Source organism: Bacteroides mucinivorans (genome assembly GCF_034654355.2).
Lineage (GTDB): Bacteria > Bacteroidota > Bacteroidia > Bacteroidales > Bacteroidaceae > Bacteroides > Bacteroides nordii.
In genome coordinates this window covers 2,715,076-2,732,216 of the sequence record NZ_CP178179.1, presented here as the reverse complement: position 1 = coordinate 2,732,216, position 17,141 = coordinate 2,715,076, and the positions used below count along the sequence as shown (strand labels likewise).

Below are 17,141 nucleotides of genomic sequence, written 5' to 3'. Positions count from 1 at the left end.
AAAACCACTCATTATAAACTTACTTATATGGTGAACATGAAGCGCTAGTTTATAATACAAAAGTACTATAATCTTCCGTCAACAATTTCACGAGGCATATATCCTTTAATGTCATAAATAATATTTTTATCTTTAACCAATGTTTTCCATGAAATATCTGCAAACTTTCTGTGTGCAACAGCTAACACTAAAGCATCATATTTTTCTTCTGGTAATTGATTTACTAAATCGAAATTATATGTTTTTTTTACACGTTCCGGATCAGCCCACGGGTCATATATAGTGATCTTCAAATTATATTCTTTCAGAGTATTTACTAAATTAGCAACTTTAGTATTACGAATATCCGGACAATCTTCTTTGAAAGTAAATCCTAGAATTAAAATATTTGAATTTAAAACTTGAATTCCCTTTTTTAACATCAACCTTATTATTTGACTTGCCACATATTCACCCATGCTATCGTTCATTCGACGCCCAGCTAAAATAATTTCCGGATTATACCCATAACGCTGAGCACATTGAGCTAAATAATAAGGATCTACTCCAATGCAATGGCCTCCTACTAACCCTGGGCGGAAAGGTAAAAAATTCCATTTTGTACCAGCAGCTTCTAACACGTCCATCGTATCTATTCCCATTTTAGAAAATATTTTCGAAAGCTCATTGACAAATGCAATATTAATATCTCTCTGAGAATTTTCTATAACCTTAGCTGCTTCTGCCACTTTTATACTGGGGGCCAAATGAGTTCCAGCTTTAATGACTGAGCCATATATTCGGTTCACTATTTCACCAACTTCCGGAGTCGAACCTGAAGTAACTTTCTTTATCAATTCCACAGTATGCAGTTTATCTCCTGGATTGATTCGTTCAGGTGAATATCCGACAAAAAAATCTCTATTATACAACAGACCTGATTTTTTCTCTATAACAGGAACGCATTCATTTTCCGTTACTCCGGGATAAACAGTAGACTCATAGACAACGATATCACCTCTGTTAATAACCTGGCCTACAATTTCACTAGCCTTATAAAGCGGAGATAAATCTGGATTGTTATTCTCATCAACAGGAGTAGGAACTGTTACTATATAAAAATTACAATCTTTTATGTCATCGACCTCGTTCGTACAAACGAAACCGTTATTTATCGCATTCTGTAATAGATCGTCAGATAATTCTAATGTTTCATCATGCCCTTGCATTAATGCTTGTATTCGATTAGAGTTTAAATCATACCCTATTGTTTGATATTTCGTTGAAAATAATCTTGCTAGAGGCAAGCCAACATATCCTAATCCAATTACTGCAATTTTAAATTTTTCCATTTTCATTTTATATTTTCCCAGTACCATTTCACAGCCTCTTTTAAACCCCTATACATATTATATTCGGGTGCATAGCCCAACTTATCTTTTGCTTTATCAATACATGCTAATGAATGTGGTATATCTCCCAATCTATTGGGACCATGCACAACTTTTACCTCTGCAATTTTTGGGTCAAATTCACTCAAAAATTCTTTTAAATAATGAACTAATTGATTCAATGTTGTCCTCTCTCCATATGCTGTATTATAGACTTGGTTAACAGCTTCCGGGTTACTAGTAGTCAATGCCAATAGATTCATCTGAATTACATTGTCAATATAAGTAAAATCACGACTATATTCACCATCTCCATTAATAATTGGACTTTCATAAGCCATCAGCTTTTTTACAAATAAAGGAATCACAGCTGCATAACTTCCAAATGGATCTTGACGACGACCAAAAACATTAAAATATCTCAAGCCAATTGTTTCCATTCCATAAGTACGGGCAAAAACATCTGCATACAATTCATTCACATATTTAGTAATAGCGTATGGAGAAAGAGGCTTTCCAATCACATCCTCAATTTTGGGTAATTGTTTTGAATTACCATATGTTGACGAACTTGCCGCATAAACAAACCGTTTTATACCTGCATCGCGCGCAGCAACAAGCATATTCAAGAAACCGTCTATATTAACTCGATTAGTAGTGATTGGATCTTTTATTGAACGAGGAACAGAACCTAAAGCAGCCTCATGAAGTACATATTCCACTCCTTGAATAGCTTTAGAACAATCATCATAATTACATACATCGCCCACAACTAACTTAAAGTTTGAAGAATAATCACGGAGCAGTGGTAATATGTTTTCAATCTTACCAGTTGAGAAGTTATCCAAACAGACAATTTGATTACCCTTCTTCAGTAATGCCTCACACAGGTTTGAACCAATAAAGCCTGCCCCACCAGTTACAAGTATTTTCATATCATTGAAATTGCAAATTAAAATTTTATGCAAATATACATGAATGTTTTTGAAAAATACATTGAAAATATTATTAATTCAAAGAAAGAGGATTGTCCGCAGTTTACTACCATGAACATTCTCGGTATTTGGATATTACGAGGATCAGCCTTCTCATTGTCGTTTTGTCAATATACTTTAAATAGTAAAAGCTTAAGCAATAAAAAACCAATAGAACCGTTAAATTAAAAAGCTATGGTATATACACAGCTTGATTAACTATTTATATATACTTTAAGAATATTCAGAATTATGAGTAAACTCTTTTTTAGGGATTCTAAATTTTTAGTGTTGCTTTTTGCACTAACTCTATTTGTATCATGTAAAACACCTCATTCAATCACTTATTTTCAAGACACAAAAAATGATACAAAAATTCGTTCAATAATATCGGATTCATCTAGCTATGAAATTACAATTCGACCAGCAGATTTACTAACAATAGCCGTTTCAAGCATAGACCCTAATGCTGTAGCTATATTCAATCTGCCTGCAACCACCTACTTAACTCCTGGTAACACTGAATTATCAACAACTCCCGTAATGCAAACCTATCTAGTTGATAATCATGGAAATATCGATTTTCCCGTGCTGGGAAGAATTAAAGCTAGCGGATTGACCCGAATAGAATTGGCTGACTATATAAAAGAAAAGGTAAAGGTTTATGTAAAAGAACCGTTGGTAAATGTACAAATTATAAATTTTAAAATATCCGTTTTAGGTGAAGTAAATGCTCCTGGTACCAAGTCAGTTAGTGGTGAACGTATTACGATTTTAGATGCAATCAGTTTAGCAGGTGATTTAACTATTAACGGTATGCGAAATAATGCATTATTAATTCGTGAAAATGGAATGAAAAAAGATTTTTATCGATTTGATTTGACTTCTTCCGATTTGTTTTCTTCTCCTTATTTTTATTTAAAACAAAATGATATAATCTATATTGAACCTAATGAGGCTAAACAAAATTCTTCGAAAATAGATTCAAGAAAGCAATTCAATATATCAGTAGCTTCTACAATTACAAGTGTAGTTGCCACGATAGCTTCATTATGTATCGCTCTGTTTATAAAATAATGGTACGTATATTTATCTTAAAAAAACTAATTTTTACATACAATAAAAATGAAACAAGAAGAAGTTGTTGACTTTACCAACATTTTAAAAAAATATATAAAACATTGGTATGTTTTTGTTATTTCAATTACGGTTTGTGCCATATTAGCATTTGTATATTTAAAAATCGCAAGCCCAATATTCCATGTTGAAGCCAAAATAAAAGGTGAAGAAGAGAAGGTCGGTGGTATACAAGCTGCTTTATTGAAAAACACAAGCTTTGGCGGACTGTTAGGAGGGTCAAACGGTAGTATTTATAATGACATGGAAACCCTTAGGTCTTATACATTATTGTCAAATGTAGCCGAAACTCTTGGTCTAAACACAATATATACTATCAAAAAATTTCCTAAAAACGTAGACTGTTATAACAATTCTCCTTTGGAATTAAAACCGATGTTGCCGATAGCTGATACTCTCTCAATTGCATTAAAATTCAATGTAGAAGTAAATGAGGAAAGCAAAGTAAATATCAAAACATATTTAGGTAGAAAGAAAATAGCAGAAGTAAAAGAGGCATCATTTCCAGCAAAAATACCCACAATCTTTGGTGATTTCTTAATAAACACCACTCAATTCTATAAAGCTGATAAAAGTATATCCATGAAAATTATTTATACCGGTTACGGATATATAGCGGAAATACTTACAGAAAGAATCCTGATAGATCTTGTTACCAAAAAGGCTGATATAATATCATTAGGTATTGATGAGAACAACATAAACAGAGGTAAAGACATACTTAATACTCTTATTAGTAAGTATAATGAACGAGAACTTAGTGATAAACGTGCGTATGCAAAAGAGATGGAAGTGTTTTTCAATGATCGTGTAAAATTAATTTCAGATGATTTAGAGAAAGTAGAAAAAGATATAGAAGTTTATAAAACCAAAAATAAACTAACAGATATAACAGCTGAAGCCAAAATCATAATTGAGAAGAATGGTGATTTTAAAGAAAAAATGATTGAAGTAGAAACACAGTATTCTGTTATATCAACAATTGATGCCTTTTTAAAGGATCCAAATAATAAATATGCAATGATTCCTATGACTTTAGGTATTGCCGACAAAAATGGAGTAGAGGTGTTACAAAAATACAATGGCTTATTATTAGAAAGACTAAAATTGCTACGTTCAACTCATGAGGGTAACCCAACAGTGAATCTGTTGAATGAACAAATTGAAGCAACGCATGAAAGTGTTATGGCAACAATAAAGAGTATTAAAGAAGGTATTGAATTTACTCGAAATGATTTAAGGCAGCAAGAAAATGAATTTTATAATAGGATAAAAAACATGCCTACCCAAGAAAGGGAATTTGTAACAATGAAAAGGCAACAATATTTAAAACAAGAAATGTTCGTCTTTATGTTACAGCAAAAAGAGGAAAATGCAATAAAATCGGCTATTACTACTCCCAAAATGCGAATAGTCGACCATGCATATAATTTAGTAGAACCACTTAGTCCTAAACCATTAAAATGTATGTTTATAGCAATAGTAATAGGAGGGATTTTGGCCATGATATTCATTTCTATATTCTATAGAAAACGATCAGTCTGATATTTTAACAGATATTATTATGGTTACCAAAAAGACATTGATAAATAATTCTTTAAGTGGGTTAGTGCAGCTTATTATAACTGCACTACTTACTTTTATATGTATTCCTGTTTTTATCAATAAATTAGGAGTCGAATTATATGGAGTATTTGCTATTGTGTCTGTAATTGGGAATCTGAATATATTCGCAAACTTGGGATTAAATACTTCACTAATAAAATATATTTCCGAACAAGGTAAATGTCCGGATTCAGAAAATGATATTTTTTCTTCATTATTAATTATTGGGGTTATAATCATACCTATTACAATATTAGCCTTCATACTTAATCGATTTCTACTAATAGACGTATTAAATATCCCAATACAATATTATGAACAGACAAAAACATTACTATTTTCACTCCTAATCTCTAACTTTTTATTAATTGTAGGACAAATTCTCACAGCAGTACTTGATGCTTTGCAAAAAATATACCTTACTAATTTTGCTCAATTAATCTATAGTATCATTTATTGGGGAGGAATTATATGTGTAACGAGTTTGGGATATAACCTTGAAAGCATCGGTTGGGCTGTATTTATAGCAGCCGCTAGTTGGTTTCTATTTGTAATTGGTTCCTTTTACGTCTACTGGGGGCCTATAAAGCCTTACAAGCTTCGACAACAATTTATCCCTGTAGCCAAAAAACAGTTATTGTTTGGAGGTAAAGTATATACCTCCGGTCTTATCGGTTTTTGTAACGAACCTCTATTTAAAATAATAGTATCAAACATTTTCGGGATGCATGTGGTTGCTTATCTTGAAATTGCATTAAAAGTAAGAGTCCAATTAACAAGTATATTTTCCAAGTTAACTATGCCATTGCTTCCATACTTATCTCAGTTAACAGATAAACAATCAATAGCCAAATTAATAAAAGACTTAACCTCCAAACTATTTCTTTTAGTATTGCCTGTTTGTGGTATGTTATTTGTCGGATGTGAAGAGATTGTTAGTTTATGGCTTCGTACCGATATTTTCAATTATACCATCTTCATCATAGGCTTAGTTGTTCCATATTTAATATTTTCACCATTGACTTTACCTATATATATATATCTAACTGCTAAAGGCCATCCGGGTAAAACCGTTGTTTTTCAATCACTTTCTGTCGTCATTAATATTTGTGTATTTTTTATACTTTATAAATTTACAAATGAATACACAATTATTATTTCTAATATTCTTTCGTATTTTGTCAGTTATTTATTAGGGCTTTATTATCAAAAAAAATATTTAGCCATTCATTATAAAATGAACCGTTCATACATGCTAAAAATACTTATTCTAATCTCAATATTCATGGTTATTTATTTTTTGAAATTTTATATTAGCTCTGATATTTTAAAACTATTATTCATCTCTATAAGTATTCCAGTTATGACCATATGGATATACAAGCATCTAAAGATTGTAACTATTGATGATTTAACAAGATATTTTTCCGATAGTAAAATTGCTAATCGTATTTATAAGATAATATAATTATTATGCTGTTTATCCCTATATTAATTGTAAGTATAATTCTATACCTAAGTGGTAAAAGGATACTTTCCACCATTCTTTTTTTCTTTTTTCTTTTTGACGGTTTTCAAATTATACCAGAAAAGTTCTTCGAAACAGGTATGGGAATCAGTAAATCTACCGACTTTGCTCTATTATATATTATCATTTTATTTATATATGGCATAATTAATACTAAAGACTTCATTCCTATTAATAAATTGACCTTATTATTAGGAGGGTATTTACTCTTTATTGTGTGCCTGATAGGAATTAGTTATTATACCTATCATATTCCATTTGTTGAAATCATCCGTACCTCCCGTTACTATTTATTTGCCTTATCCTACTTCGTATTGAGAAGGCTAACAAAGGAAGACATTTCTTCTATCTTGAAAATTCTTTTTTGTATAGTAATATTTCAATCTATATTATTCACTATTCAGGGTTTTACAGGAATCGCATTGCTCATTGGAGCCGAAAGCCATAAATCTGCAAAATTGATTACGCGTTTCTATAATTCACCGTTAATGCTCTATTTCTTTGTATTTTACGGAATATTCAATAATCCATTTACCGGCAAATACAAATATATATCAGCATTAATATGTATTGTGTGCGTATATATGCCGTTACACCGTTCGCTAACCATTTCTTTTATTCTCATTTTAATATTAGGACTTTTCCTGAAAATGGGAAAAATAAAACAATTCATAAATTATCTTCCTATGTTATTACTATGTGTAATCCCTTTGGTTGCAGTTATGGGAGCTCAGTTAGCAAGTAGAACGATGAATGATATAAATAGTGTAACTACCGGTGAATTTGTGGATATTGAAGAAATTGAATTAGGTGAGGAATCTACTTTATTGTTCAGAATAGCACACTTTTATGAAAGATACATGCATATCTTAGAAAAACCTATAGAAACAGCATTCGGTAGTGGATTGATGGCGGAAGAATCAAATTACACTAACAAAAAATTTGATTTCATCGTTGGCCTTGAAAATGAAAAGACGGGAGAGATCGTACAATTAGAGACATCAGATATTGCATGGTCTAACCTAATTATACGCTATGGAATTATTGGTACTTTAATATATTTAACGATATATATTTCAATCATGATATTCTATTATAAACATAGAAAAGTACGTTATGCCTTATCAACCTTTTTGTATTTGCTTTTACTATTATTTACATCAATAACTTCAAACCAATTATATTATGTATATATGCTTGTTTTTCCCCTCATGTTTTTTGATATGACTTTAGAAAAGAATAATCCCAATCTGACCAATAATGAAAATGAAGAATAAAATATTTCAATTATATAGCATTTGTAAAAAGTCGGAGTCAAATTTCTATTGTGTTCTCTTTCGGCTTATATATTACAAAATTTTCTATAAGCTTGATATTATTGCTCACCCTAAAGTAAAGATACAGGGAATAGAAAATATTATCACGCATAATAGTTTGTATATAGGCACAGCTTATGTTGGTACCAGTTTAAAGTCGGATAAAACCTTTTTAAATTTGAAAGGAAAATTAATCATCGAAGGTCCCTATCTGATTGGTCGTGGTTGTCGCTTGGATATCTCTGAGGGTGCTACTTTAAAGATAGGTAAAGGTGGTTTTACTAATATAAACTCCACATTTATCATCTCACATGGCATAGAAATAGGAGACGATTGTTCGATTTCTTGGGGGTGCCAATTCTTAGACAATGATTTCCATGAAATTAATTATGAAAATAAACCTCCGATTGACCCTAAAATTAATATTGGAAATCATGTCTGGATAGGTTGTAATGTCAGTATCTATAAAGGAACAAAAATCCCCGAAGGGTGTGTGATAGCTGCCAACTCTGTAGTAAGAGGGGTTTTCAATGAACCCAACGCTCTGATAGCAGGAAATCCTGCTAAAATAATAAAACACAATATTAAATGGAAACCATAATTTTTTTGTATCTATGTGTATGGAAAAAATCACTGTTTTAACCTCATTATATAATTGCGAGTTATTTCTTGAAAGTTATTTTCAGGAACTCTCACAGCTAGAGCACAAAGAACAATTAAAAGTCTTATTGTTACATAATGCTCCTACGCCACAAGAGTTAGCTATCATAGAAAAGCAACTACCCAAATATTCTTTTATCCAGCATATAATTATTCCTAATCGTGAAAGTCTTTATGCCACATGGAATCGTGGAGTAAAATTAGCGACCAGTGATTATATAGCTATATGGAATGTAGATGACATACGTACCCCCGATTCTCTATACCGGCAATCCGTTTTATTGGATAATAATCCGGAAGTAGCAATGACCTATGGTGATTGTATTGAAACGGAAAAATATGGAGATAGTATAGGAAGACTCTGCGCCGAACCAGAATTTTCTTATCAGAACTCAGCTTTTTATAGAAACCACCATATTGGATGTTTTCCAATGTGGAGAAGAAGCATCCATAAATCTATTGGCTATTTTGACGAACAATTCCGGTTAGTTGCAGATTTGGACTTTCAGATAAGAGTAGTACGCCAATTTCCAATAAAAAAATGTGAAGGAAATATGGGTTTTTTCCTAAATGAAGGTTCTACCAAATTAAGCAGTAATCGTTTTTGCCAAAAGTTAGAATACACAATGTTAATGATGAGATACGGAGGTTATGATTTACTGGATTTATTATATTTACGTCCCGGCAAAAAAGTAATAAATTATAAAGTAATATACTATGATAATAAATATCACAAAATAGAAGATATATTCCCTAACTATAAGTCATTTATTGATGAAAGGAAAAAACTTTACTTATTAACAATTTGGAAACAACCGAGGTTTCTATTAGCATATATAAAACATGTTATCTTAAAAATAAACTGATAAACCAACATGGTAATAGTACATATTATATTCTCATTCCTGCGTGGAGGAACCGAAAGTATGCTTGTCGATATCTTAAACGAACAAGTCAAAACCGAAAAGGTATCATTGATTATTATCAATAACTTGTTCAATCAGGAACTTTTAAATTCTATTCATAAAGACGTACGAGTAATTCGATTAAACCGCATCCCGGGAAGCCGTAATATATTCGCATTTATAAAACTGCATTACCACTTACTGAAGATATCACCACAAATCATTCATTGTCATGATGTAAATATAGTAAAAATGCTCTTTTTCACAAAAGTAAAACTATGTTTTACCTTGCATAATGTGCAATCCAAATTATCAGATATAAAAAAATATGATAAAGTATTTGCAGTATCCAATGCTGTAAAAGAATACATCAAAGAACAAGCCGGAATTGAAGCCCAAGTCATTTATAATGGAATATTCCCCGATTTTATAGAAAAAAGAAAATCTCCTCCTGGTTCTCCTTTCCGGATCATTCAAATAGGACGTTTAGACAAAGACATCAAAGGGCAGGATTTACTTATTCAAGCCATCTCAAAAGTTATAAAAAACGGATATGACACAGAGTTATATTTAGCCGGTAAAGGGAAATCTTATGACTATTTAAAAAAAATAACTGATAAATTAGGTATTGAAAAGAAAATCTTCTTTTTAGGAGAAAAATCCCGAAATGAAATTTATGCCAATCTGCATAAATACGATTTGTTGGTACAACCCTCTTTCTTTGAAGGATTCGGTCTTACAATCATCGAAGCCATGGCTGCCCATGTTCCAGTATTGGTTTCTAACCTTGCAGGTCCAATGGAGGTCATCGATGAAGGGGAGTGTGGTGACTACTTTGAAGCAGGAAACCTTGCAGACTTAACTACCAAAATAGAAAACATCATAAACACCCCTCATACTGATAATATTAAAATAAAGAAAGCATCAGAGCGGGTAAATACTTATTTTAACATCTCGCATTCAGCCCAATGTTATCTCAATTCTTATAATGATTTAATCCGATGAAAATATTAATTGTCCATTATCGTTATTTCATAACCGGAGGACCGGAACGATATTTATTCAATATAAAGAGCGCTCTTGAAAAAAGAGGCTGTGAAATAATCCCCTTCAGTGTCAAAACATCTCACAATATAAGTTCTAAATACGGAAATTATTTTGCTGAGAATATAGGGCATTCTGATAGTGTATACATGGATAACTATCCCAAAAATATTAAAGTTTATTGGGATTTGATTTTTCGTGAGTTCTACTCCTTTAAAGTCAAGAAAAAACTAAAAAAAATTATCAAAGACACTCATCCGGATATCTGTTATTTATTAGCATACAAACGTACACTTTCTCCCAGTGTTATTGATGCTTGTTCCGAATTAAACATTCCTATTGTAAATAGGCTATCTGACTACAACAGCATATGTGGTGCTGCCCACCTATATAGAGACGGGCATGTATGTGACGATTGTGTGAAAGGATCTAAAAAAAACTGCTTTACCCATAGATGTATGAAAGGCAGTACACTCTTCTCATTAATGCGATATTTATCCATCCTTTTACACCAAAAGCTCCACATGGATAATAAAATATCTAATTTTATCTGTACCAACGAATTCATGAGAATTCAGATGCACAAGGATGGATACGCAGCCAATAAATTGAAGTTGCTCCCAACCTTTTTTCATGAAACGGAGGAAACGGTTCGCCAGCGAAGTGAGAATGTCCTTTCTGATAAAATAAAATTCTTATTTATAGGTACCTTAGATGAAAAAAAAGGACTTTATGATTTGCTGGAGGTCTTAGCCTCATTGAAACAAAATTATTCCAATTTCTTACTGAACATAGTAGGAGGCGTGAGTATTCAGGAACAAGAAAAAGTGAAACGACTTATATCAGAGAAACAACTGGAAAAATACATCACTTTTGAACCTTTCAGAAACGACGGGAACATCTTCAGTGCATATACAAACGCCAACGTAGTCGTTCTGCCCAGCAGAATATATGAAAATCTGCCAAATACTTTGATAGAATCAATTTATTTCCAAAGACCGGTCATTGTGCCAGATTTCGGTTCTTTTTCTTATACAGTAGATGACAACGTCTCATTCAAATATACAGCCCTATCCCTTAACTCTTTGAAACAAGTGATACAGGCTGTTTTGGAACATCCCGCATCCATTCTTGAAAAATCCCAAAAGTGCGATGCTTTCTTTCAGAAAAACTATTCGGAAAAGTCTCATTTAGAGAAGCTAACGAAAATATTCAATGAAACAATAATAAACTATAATAAGCGTTATTAATATTACATGTACAACTTAAATAACATGGGATGAAAAATAAAGCTAAATATTTAATTAGGCTTGATGATGCTTGCGAAACGTTCTCTATCGAGAAGTGGCAAAAATACTTTGATTTGTTTGACAAATACAATGTGAAACCCATTATAGCAGTAATACCGGACAATAAAAGTCAAGAATTTCTAAATCATCCTCAAATTCCCGACTTTTGGAAGTTGGTAAAAGAATGGGAAAAAAAGGGTTGGTGTATAGCTATGCATGGCCATGAACATTTATATTTATCAAAAAACTCAGGTATGTTAAATACCATGCCTAAAGTTAGCGAATTTGCCGGTATCCCCTATGACCGGCAAATAGAGAAATTAAGAAAAGCAAAAGAAATTTTCAACAAAAACGGACTAAATCCCACCGTTTTTGTAGCCCCGTCACATACATTAGATCATAATACACTAAAGGCATTGAAAGAAGCCACTGATATTACAACCATCAGTGACGGTTTTGCCTTAAAGCCATATTTAGCTTATGGTTTTAAATGGATTCCCATGCAATCATGGAGTTTTCGTTCCAGGCCTTTTGGGCTTTGGACAATCTGTTTACATCCGGAAGTTGGTGATATAAACGAAATAAATTCATTAGATTGTTTTCTTGCAAATAATAAAGATAGAGTAACGACTATAGATGCTTTATCCTATGGAAATCTAAGAATAAAAGATTATCTATTTCGCTATCTTTTATCTGCCAAACGTCTAATTATAAAAAGAATAAAAGGACATTACTAATTCTTTATTCTCAAAATTAACACATATCAATAATATGAAAAAAATTATCATCGCTTCATTGTTATTATCATTACTTAGTATCGGTTGCACCCATGACCCAATCGAAATATCTCCTCCAGATACAAGATTAAATTGGTTTAATGACGCTAAATTTGGAATGTTCATCCACTGGGGTGTTTATTCGGGTATGGCAGGTAAATATGTAGGCCCTTCCCTATATGGAACAGAATACACAGAAGCTTCTCCCTACCTATGTGGCTGGGGTGGGGAATGGATTTTAAGTAGAGCTGGAATCCCCAGAGAGACATACAAACAACAAGCAGACAAATTCACAGCAAGTGCTTTTGATGGTAACGAGATCGCATCTTTAGCTCAAGAAACCGGAATGAAATATATCATCATCACTATAAAACACCATGAAGGATTCCTACTTTATCCATCCGAAGTACAACCTGATTGGTGTACAACCATGTCAGGAGCAAACGGCCGTGATTTAATAATGGAATTATTTACTGCGGCAAAATCAAAAGGCCTAAAAGTTGGGTTTTATTTCTCACAAAATTTAGACTGGATGCAAGAAGGCAGTCTAGGGGAGATACCTCAACTGTATGGAGGTAAATATGATATTGAAGCAAATCGATCGTATATTGATCATACATGTAAAGTAATATCTGAAATGATGGATCGTTATGGTGAAATCTTGGATGTATTTTGGTGGGATATACCTAAAATAAATACCAGTCAGGAATTTACCGATAAAATGTATAATACTTTAGTTCAACATAAAAACTATAGTAGAAAAATACTCCAAAATGATAGATTATCAACTCTTGCTAATGGAGATTTTGAAACTCCGGAAGGAGTTATAGTGCAAATACCTAAAAGACCTTATGAACTTTGTATTGCAATGGATAGTTCATGGGGGTACAGTGATTATGTTGATAGCAAAAAAACAAGATTAGAGCTTTTACACGAAATTATTAATACTGTCTCAAAGGGAGGGAATTTACTGTTAAATATATCTCCGAAAGGAGATGGCAGTTTACATCCCGATGCATTGAAGATGCTTAACGAAATCGGAGACTATATTAGGACAAATGGTGAATCAATTTATGGGTCGGAACACAGTGGTTTCATTTATGGACAAGATTTTGGGCGAGTTACCAGAAAAGGAAATTCTTTATATCTACATTACTACGTTGGAGATAAAATTGAACTATATGGGGTGAATTCTCCCATTCTTTGTGCAAAAACGCTAAATGGTAGAGACATAAAATATGAAGCTATTCCCAATGGTTATAGATTTATGGGAGTAGAAAAAGGAGAAGTTGTTAAAGTTACGTTTAATTCAATTATGATTGATGAAGGTTTTCCAATTAGTAGTAAAATGAAAGAAACTGACCTTTATGCTATGTCAGCTTTAGCTGAAGGAGGATTGATGATGAGCGGATTTGAATCTGGTCCTGTAAATTATAATTCTTGGATTAATTTGTGGCCCGATTTAGGATGGTTATTAAAAGTTGAAGATCCTGCAAAATATGATATTTATGTTACCATATCTAATGGTGGACCAGGAGAATTGGAAATGAGAATTGAAGGTGATGACAATGCGTATATATATTTCCAATATCCTACTACTAGAGGTTATGATGATTATCAAGAAATGAAAGTTGGTAGTATGTATATTAAATCTGGAAAACAAGAAATTATTTTCAAAAGAGTAGGAGGTAGTCCATTAAATTTTGCATCTATGAGGCTTGTGCGTGTAGACAACTAAACATTAACAAAAACTCGTTATGTTTTGGAACCTTAATTTCCAATAAATATTGTCTATCTATTTCCCAATAGATAAACAATAATTTATTGGAAATACTCAATTAAAACTAGACAGAAACTACAAAGCATACATTGAGTATCGTAAACATATTGGACTTCATAAAAAATAAATTTCATATGTGTGCATGCAAATACAAAAATAAATCCACATTAACTCTATTAAATAAAAGAAATCATGGAATACAATTATAAATTAAAATAATCACATATCCCAATATAGACATTTAAAAATTAATTGTTTATGTAATAAAACAGGCTCAGGGAAAATCATAATACGTGTTTACTATATTAACTAAGTTATCAATTACGACCAATTTTATTTTGACTTAAATACAATATAGCACTAATATATTATAAATTATGTTGTTTAATTCATTTGCTTTTATATTATTTTTCCCAATCGTCTGTATTATCTATTGGATATTACCTTTTAAATATAGAAATATATTTCTGCTTATAGCCAGTTATTATTTTTATATGAACTGGAATCCTACGTATGGTATACTCATTCTATTTTCTTCAATCGTAACATGGGCATCAGCTATTTGGATGAGTAAGAAAAAATCAACAAATACAAAAAAAAATATATTAGTAATTTGCTTATTAATAAACCTTGGTATTCTCTTTATTTTCAAATATGCTAATTTCATATCAGCCTCCATTAATGACATTTTTGTCATATTAGGTATAAAAATGAATATTCCACAGATGAATATACTTTTACCTGTCGGAATTTCTTTTTATACATTTCAGGCTATAGGATATACAATTGATGTATATAGAAAAAATATTAAACCGGAATCTAATTTTTGGATCTATGCTTTATTTGTATCTTTCTTCCCCCAGTTAGTTGCAGGCCCTATCGAACGCGCAAAAAGTCTACTACCTCAATTTCATATAAAACATTCATTTAATACAGATAAAGCTGTACAAGGTTTTAGACTTATTTTATGGGGATATTTTATGAAATTAGTAATATCTGATAGATTAGCTGTATATGTAAATAGTGTGTATGATAATGTTTCACACCATAGTAGTATTTCGCTAATAGTAGCATCTATATTTTTTGCTTTTCAAATATATTGTGATTTTGGAGGATATTCTAACATTGCAATAGGATGTGCCAAAATCATGGGATTTGACTTAATGATCAATTTCAACCGCCCATATTTATCAAAATCCGTAGCAGAGTTTTGGAGAAGATGGCATATTTCTCTTTCTACCTGGTTTAAAGATTACGTATATATACCATTAGGTGGTAATCGTTGTAGTAAAGGTCGAAACCGTATTAATTTATTAATCACATTTTCTGTAAGCGGTATATGGCATGGCGCCAATTGGACCTTTTTAATATGGGGAACATTGAATGGCCTGTTTCAAATTGTAGAAAAGTTATTTAAAAGAAATAACAAAGCTATAAGAGAAGAAAGAATCACCTATAAAAATAAAGCTATAAACATATGTAATGTAGTAATAACTTTTATCCTCATTACATTTACTTGGATTTTCTTTAGAGCTAACAACTTATCAGACTCATTGTTGGTAATAAAAAAAATATGCCAATTTAAAGGTCCGTTATTTACTAACAACATTGATTCCATAATCTATGGTTCTTTTTTCATGATAATACTAATCTGCTCTGATATTTTGCAAGAGAAAAACAATGACAGACATATTTTATTAGAAAACTCTAGCAAAATGGTCCGGTATTCATCTTATATTGGAATAGTAATCCTAATATTAATGTTTGGAGTCTTTGACAGTTCGCAATTTATTTATTTTCAATTTTAATATACTGATTCTATGCGCAATACACGTTTTTTCTTTTTGTTTGCAAACCTGTTTGCTGTATTATGTATTTTAGATTATGGTATAGGAAAATTCCTTGAATATTTATATTTTAATCAAAAACAGGGGAAACTATACAATATAACATACGCTATAGAAGAGCAAACCAATGATGTCATTGTAATGGGTTCCTCCCGGGCAATGCATCACTACAACCCTGACATTATCTCAGATTCTCTAAAACTATCTTGTTACAATGCCGGATATGATGGTCAAGGTATCTTGTATCATGAAGCGATATTAAATACGATACTTCAAAGATATACTCCTAAAATTATAATTCTGGATGTAAACAACTATGAGTTATCAATAAATGAAGCATCCTATGATCTACTATCCATTCTAAACCCTTATGTAGCCAAACATCCTATTTTAAAAGAAACGGTTAATCAAAAAGGCAAATTTGAAAGATATAAATTTCTTTCTCATATCTATCCATACAATTCTCTATTTGCTCGTATTATCATGGGAAACCTGAATTTTTCAACAAAAGATGTGAGTGAGAACGGTTTTACAGCTCAAACAGGAATATGGGAGCAGCCAATAGACAGCATTACTTTCCTAAAAAATGAAATATTAGATAAACAAAAAGTACATTCTCTAAATAAATTCCTCAAAGAATGTAAAAAGAAAGGCACAAGCCTATATGTTATATACAGTCCAACTTATAGAAAAGAAAAAAACGTTTCAAAATCAATTAACTACATTAAAAATACATGTAAAGAATATGATATACCTTTCATTTCTTATCAAAACAATCCGAATTTCACAAATAATCTTCTATTCCACGATTTTGATCATTTGAATGACAAAGGTGCAGAATATTTTTCTAGTGACATAGTTACTTATATTAAAAAAATCAGAAATCATTAGAAACATATATCTTGCATCA

Annotated in this window: 14 protein-coding genes; 12 read left to right on the top strand and 2 right to left on the bottom strand. The window is 31.6% G+C overall.

Going from position 1 to position 17,141, the window contains the following annotated elements; all coding sequences use genetic code 11:
• Nucleotides 1-65: 65 nt before the first annotated feature.
• Together VCM39_RS10060 and VCM39_RS10055 are read right to left on the bottom strand one after the other, a co-directional pair.
• On the bottom strand, nucleotides 66-1,331 hold the full coding sequence (locus tag VCM39_RS10060) for a nucleotide sugar dehydrogenase (RefSeq protein WP_322934054.1): 1,266 nt from the start codon (nucleotides 1,329-1,331) through the stop codon (nucleotides 66-68).
• 2 nt (nucleotides 1,332-1,333) lie between these two features.
• Nucleotides 1,334-2,305 carry an SDR family oxidoreductase gene (locus VCM39_RS10055; RefSeq protein WP_195351216.1) on the bottom strand — a complete coding sequence of 324 codons (972 nt, stop codon included), beginning with the start codon at nucleotides 2,303-2,305 and terminating at the stop codon, nucleotides 1,334-1,336.
• A gap of 291 nt (nucleotides 2,306-2,596) precedes the next feature.
• Between VCM39_RS10055 and VCM39_RS10050 the strand changes: the two genes are divergently transcribed.
• The 12 genes from VCM39_RS10050 to VCM39_RS09995 all read left to right on the top strand — a co-directional run bounded on the left by VCM39_RS10050 (nucleotide 2,597) and on the right by VCM39_RS09995 (nucleotide 17,122).
• Nucleotides 2,597-3,421 (top strand): polysaccharide biosynthesis/export family protein, encoded by an 825-nt coding sequence (locus tag VCM39_RS10050; RefSeq protein WP_044158554.1) that lies wholly within the window; start codon nucleotides 2,597-2,599, stop codon nucleotides 3,419-3,421.
• Between the two features lie 48 nt (nucleotides 3,422-3,469).
• Nucleotides 3,470-5,026: a GumC family protein gene (locus tag VCM39_RS10045; RefSeq protein ID WP_320906347.1), complete on the top strand. Its 1,557-nt coding sequence runs from the start codon at nucleotides 3,470-3,472 to the stop codon at nucleotides 5,024-5,026.
• Nucleotides 5,027-5,045: 19 nt separating this feature from the next.
• On the top strand, nucleotides 5,046-6,554 hold the full coding sequence (locus VCM39_RS10040; protein ID WP_322934055.1) for a lipopolysaccharide biosynthesis protein: 1,509 nt from the start codon (nucleotides 5,046-5,048) through the stop codon (nucleotides 6,552-6,554).
• Between the two features lie 140 nt (nucleotides 6,555-6,694).
• The gene (locus VCM39_RS10035; protein WP_322934056.1) at nucleotides 6,695-7,891 is read left to right on the top strand and encodes a hypothetical protein; all 1,197 of its coding nucleotides are present in this window, start codon (nucleotides 6,695-6,697) and stop codon (nucleotides 7,889-7,891) included.
• Nucleotides 7,892-8,108: 217 nt separating this feature from the next.
• Entirely contained in the window at nucleotides 8,109-8,531 is a 423-nt protein-coding gene (locus VCM39_RS10030) for an acyltransferase (protein WP_322934057.1), read from the top strand.
• A gap of 19 nt (nucleotides 8,532-8,550) precedes the next feature.
• Nucleotides 8,551-9,456, top strand: a complete 906-nt coding sequence (locus VCM39_RS10025) for a glycosyltransferase (protein ID WP_044166296.1) — start codon at nucleotides 8,551-8,553, stop codon at nucleotides 9,454-9,456.
• Nucleotides 9,457-9,465: 9 nt separating this feature from the next.
• A complete protein-coding gene (locus VCM39_RS10020) occupies nucleotides 9,466-10,500 on the top strand; it encodes a glycosyltransferase (protein ID WP_322934058.1) in 1,035 nt (344 codons plus the stop codon).
• Nucleotides 10,497-11,789: a glycosyltransferase family 4 protein gene (locus tag VCM39_RS10015; RefSeq protein WP_322934059.1), complete on the top strand. Its 1,293-nt coding sequence runs from the start codon at nucleotides 10,497-10,499 to the stop codon at nucleotides 11,787-11,789. Before VCM39_RS10020 ends, VCM39_RS10015 begins: the two co-directional genes overlap by 4 nt.
• Nucleotides 11,790-11,818: 29 nt before the next feature.
• Nucleotides 11,819-12,565: a DUF2334 domain-containing protein gene (locus tag VCM39_RS10010; RefSeq protein ID WP_007485629.1), complete on the top strand. Its 747-nt coding sequence runs from the start codon at nucleotides 11,819-11,821 to the stop codon at nucleotides 12,563-12,565.
• Between the two features lie 34 nt (nucleotides 12,566-12,599).
• Nucleotides 12,600-14,342, top strand: a complete 1,743-nt coding sequence (locus VCM39_RS10005) for an alpha-L-fucosidase (RefSeq protein ID WP_322934060.1) — start codon at nucleotides 12,600-12,602, stop codon at nucleotides 14,340-14,342.
• Nucleotides 14,343-14,878: 536 nt separating this feature from the next.
• Nucleotides 14,879-16,192: an MBOAT family O-acyltransferase gene (locus tag VCM39_RS10000; RefSeq protein ID WP_322934061.1), complete on the top strand. Its 1,314-nt coding sequence runs from the start codon at nucleotides 14,879-14,881 to the stop codon at nucleotides 16,190-16,192.
• A gap of 12 nt (nucleotides 16,193-16,204) precedes the next feature.
• Entirely contained in the window at nucleotides 16,205-17,122 is a 918-nt protein-coding gene (locus VCM39_RS09995) for a hypothetical protein (RefSeq protein ID WP_322934062.1), read from the top strand.
• The last annotated feature ends 19 nt before the right edge of the window (nucleotides 17,123-17,141 follow it).

Coding starts and splice junctions, on each gene's coding strand:
- VCM39_RS10060 (WP_322934054.1), bottom strand. CDS start 1,331: ATGGAAAAATTTAAAATTGCAGTAATTGGATTAGGATATGTTGGCTTG.
- VCM39_RS10055 (WP_195351216.1), bottom strand. CDS start 2,305: ATGAAAATACTTGTAACTGGTGGGGCAGGCTTTATTGGTTCAAACCTG.
- VCM39_RS10050 (WP_044158554.1), top strand. CDS start 2,597: ATGAGTAAACTCTTTTTTAGGGATTCTAAATTTTTAGTGTTGCTTTTT.
- VCM39_RS10045 (WP_320906347.1), top strand. CDS start 3,470: ATGAAACAAGAAGAAGTTGTTGACTTTACCAACATTTTAAAAAAATAT.
- VCM39_RS10040 (WP_322934055.1), top strand. CDS start 5,046: ATGGTTACCAAAAAGACATTGATAAATAATTCTTTAAGTGGGTTAGTG.
- VCM39_RS10035 (WP_322934056.1), top strand. CDS start 6,695: ATGGGAATCAGTAAATCTACCGACTTTGCTCTATTATATATTATCATT.
- VCM39_RS10025 (WP_044166296.1), top strand. CDS start 8,551: ATGGAAAAAATCACTGTTTTAACCTCATTATATAATTGCGAGTTATTT.
- VCM39_RS10020 (WP_322934058.1), top strand. CDS start 9,466: ATGGTAATAGTACATATTATATTCTCATTCCTGCGTGGAGGAACCGAA.
- VCM39_RS10015 (WP_322934059.1), top strand. CDS start 10,497: ATGAAAATATTAATTGTCCATTATCGTTATTTCATAACCGGAGGACCG.
- VCM39_RS10010 (WP_007485629.1), top strand. CDS start 11,819: ATGAAAAATAAAGCTAAATATTTAATTAGGCTTGATGATGCTTGCGAA.
- VCM39_RS10005 (WP_322934060.1), top strand. CDS start 12,600: ATGAAAAAAATTATCATCGCTTCATTGTTATTATCATTACTTAGTATC.
- VCM39_RS10000 (WP_322934061.1), top strand. CDS start 14,879: ATGAACTGGAATCCTACGTATGGTATACTCATTCTATTTTCTTCAATC.
- VCM39_RS09995 (WP_322934062.1), top strand. CDS start 16,205: ATGCGCAATACACGTTTTTTCTTTTTGTTTGCAAACCTGTTTGCTGTA.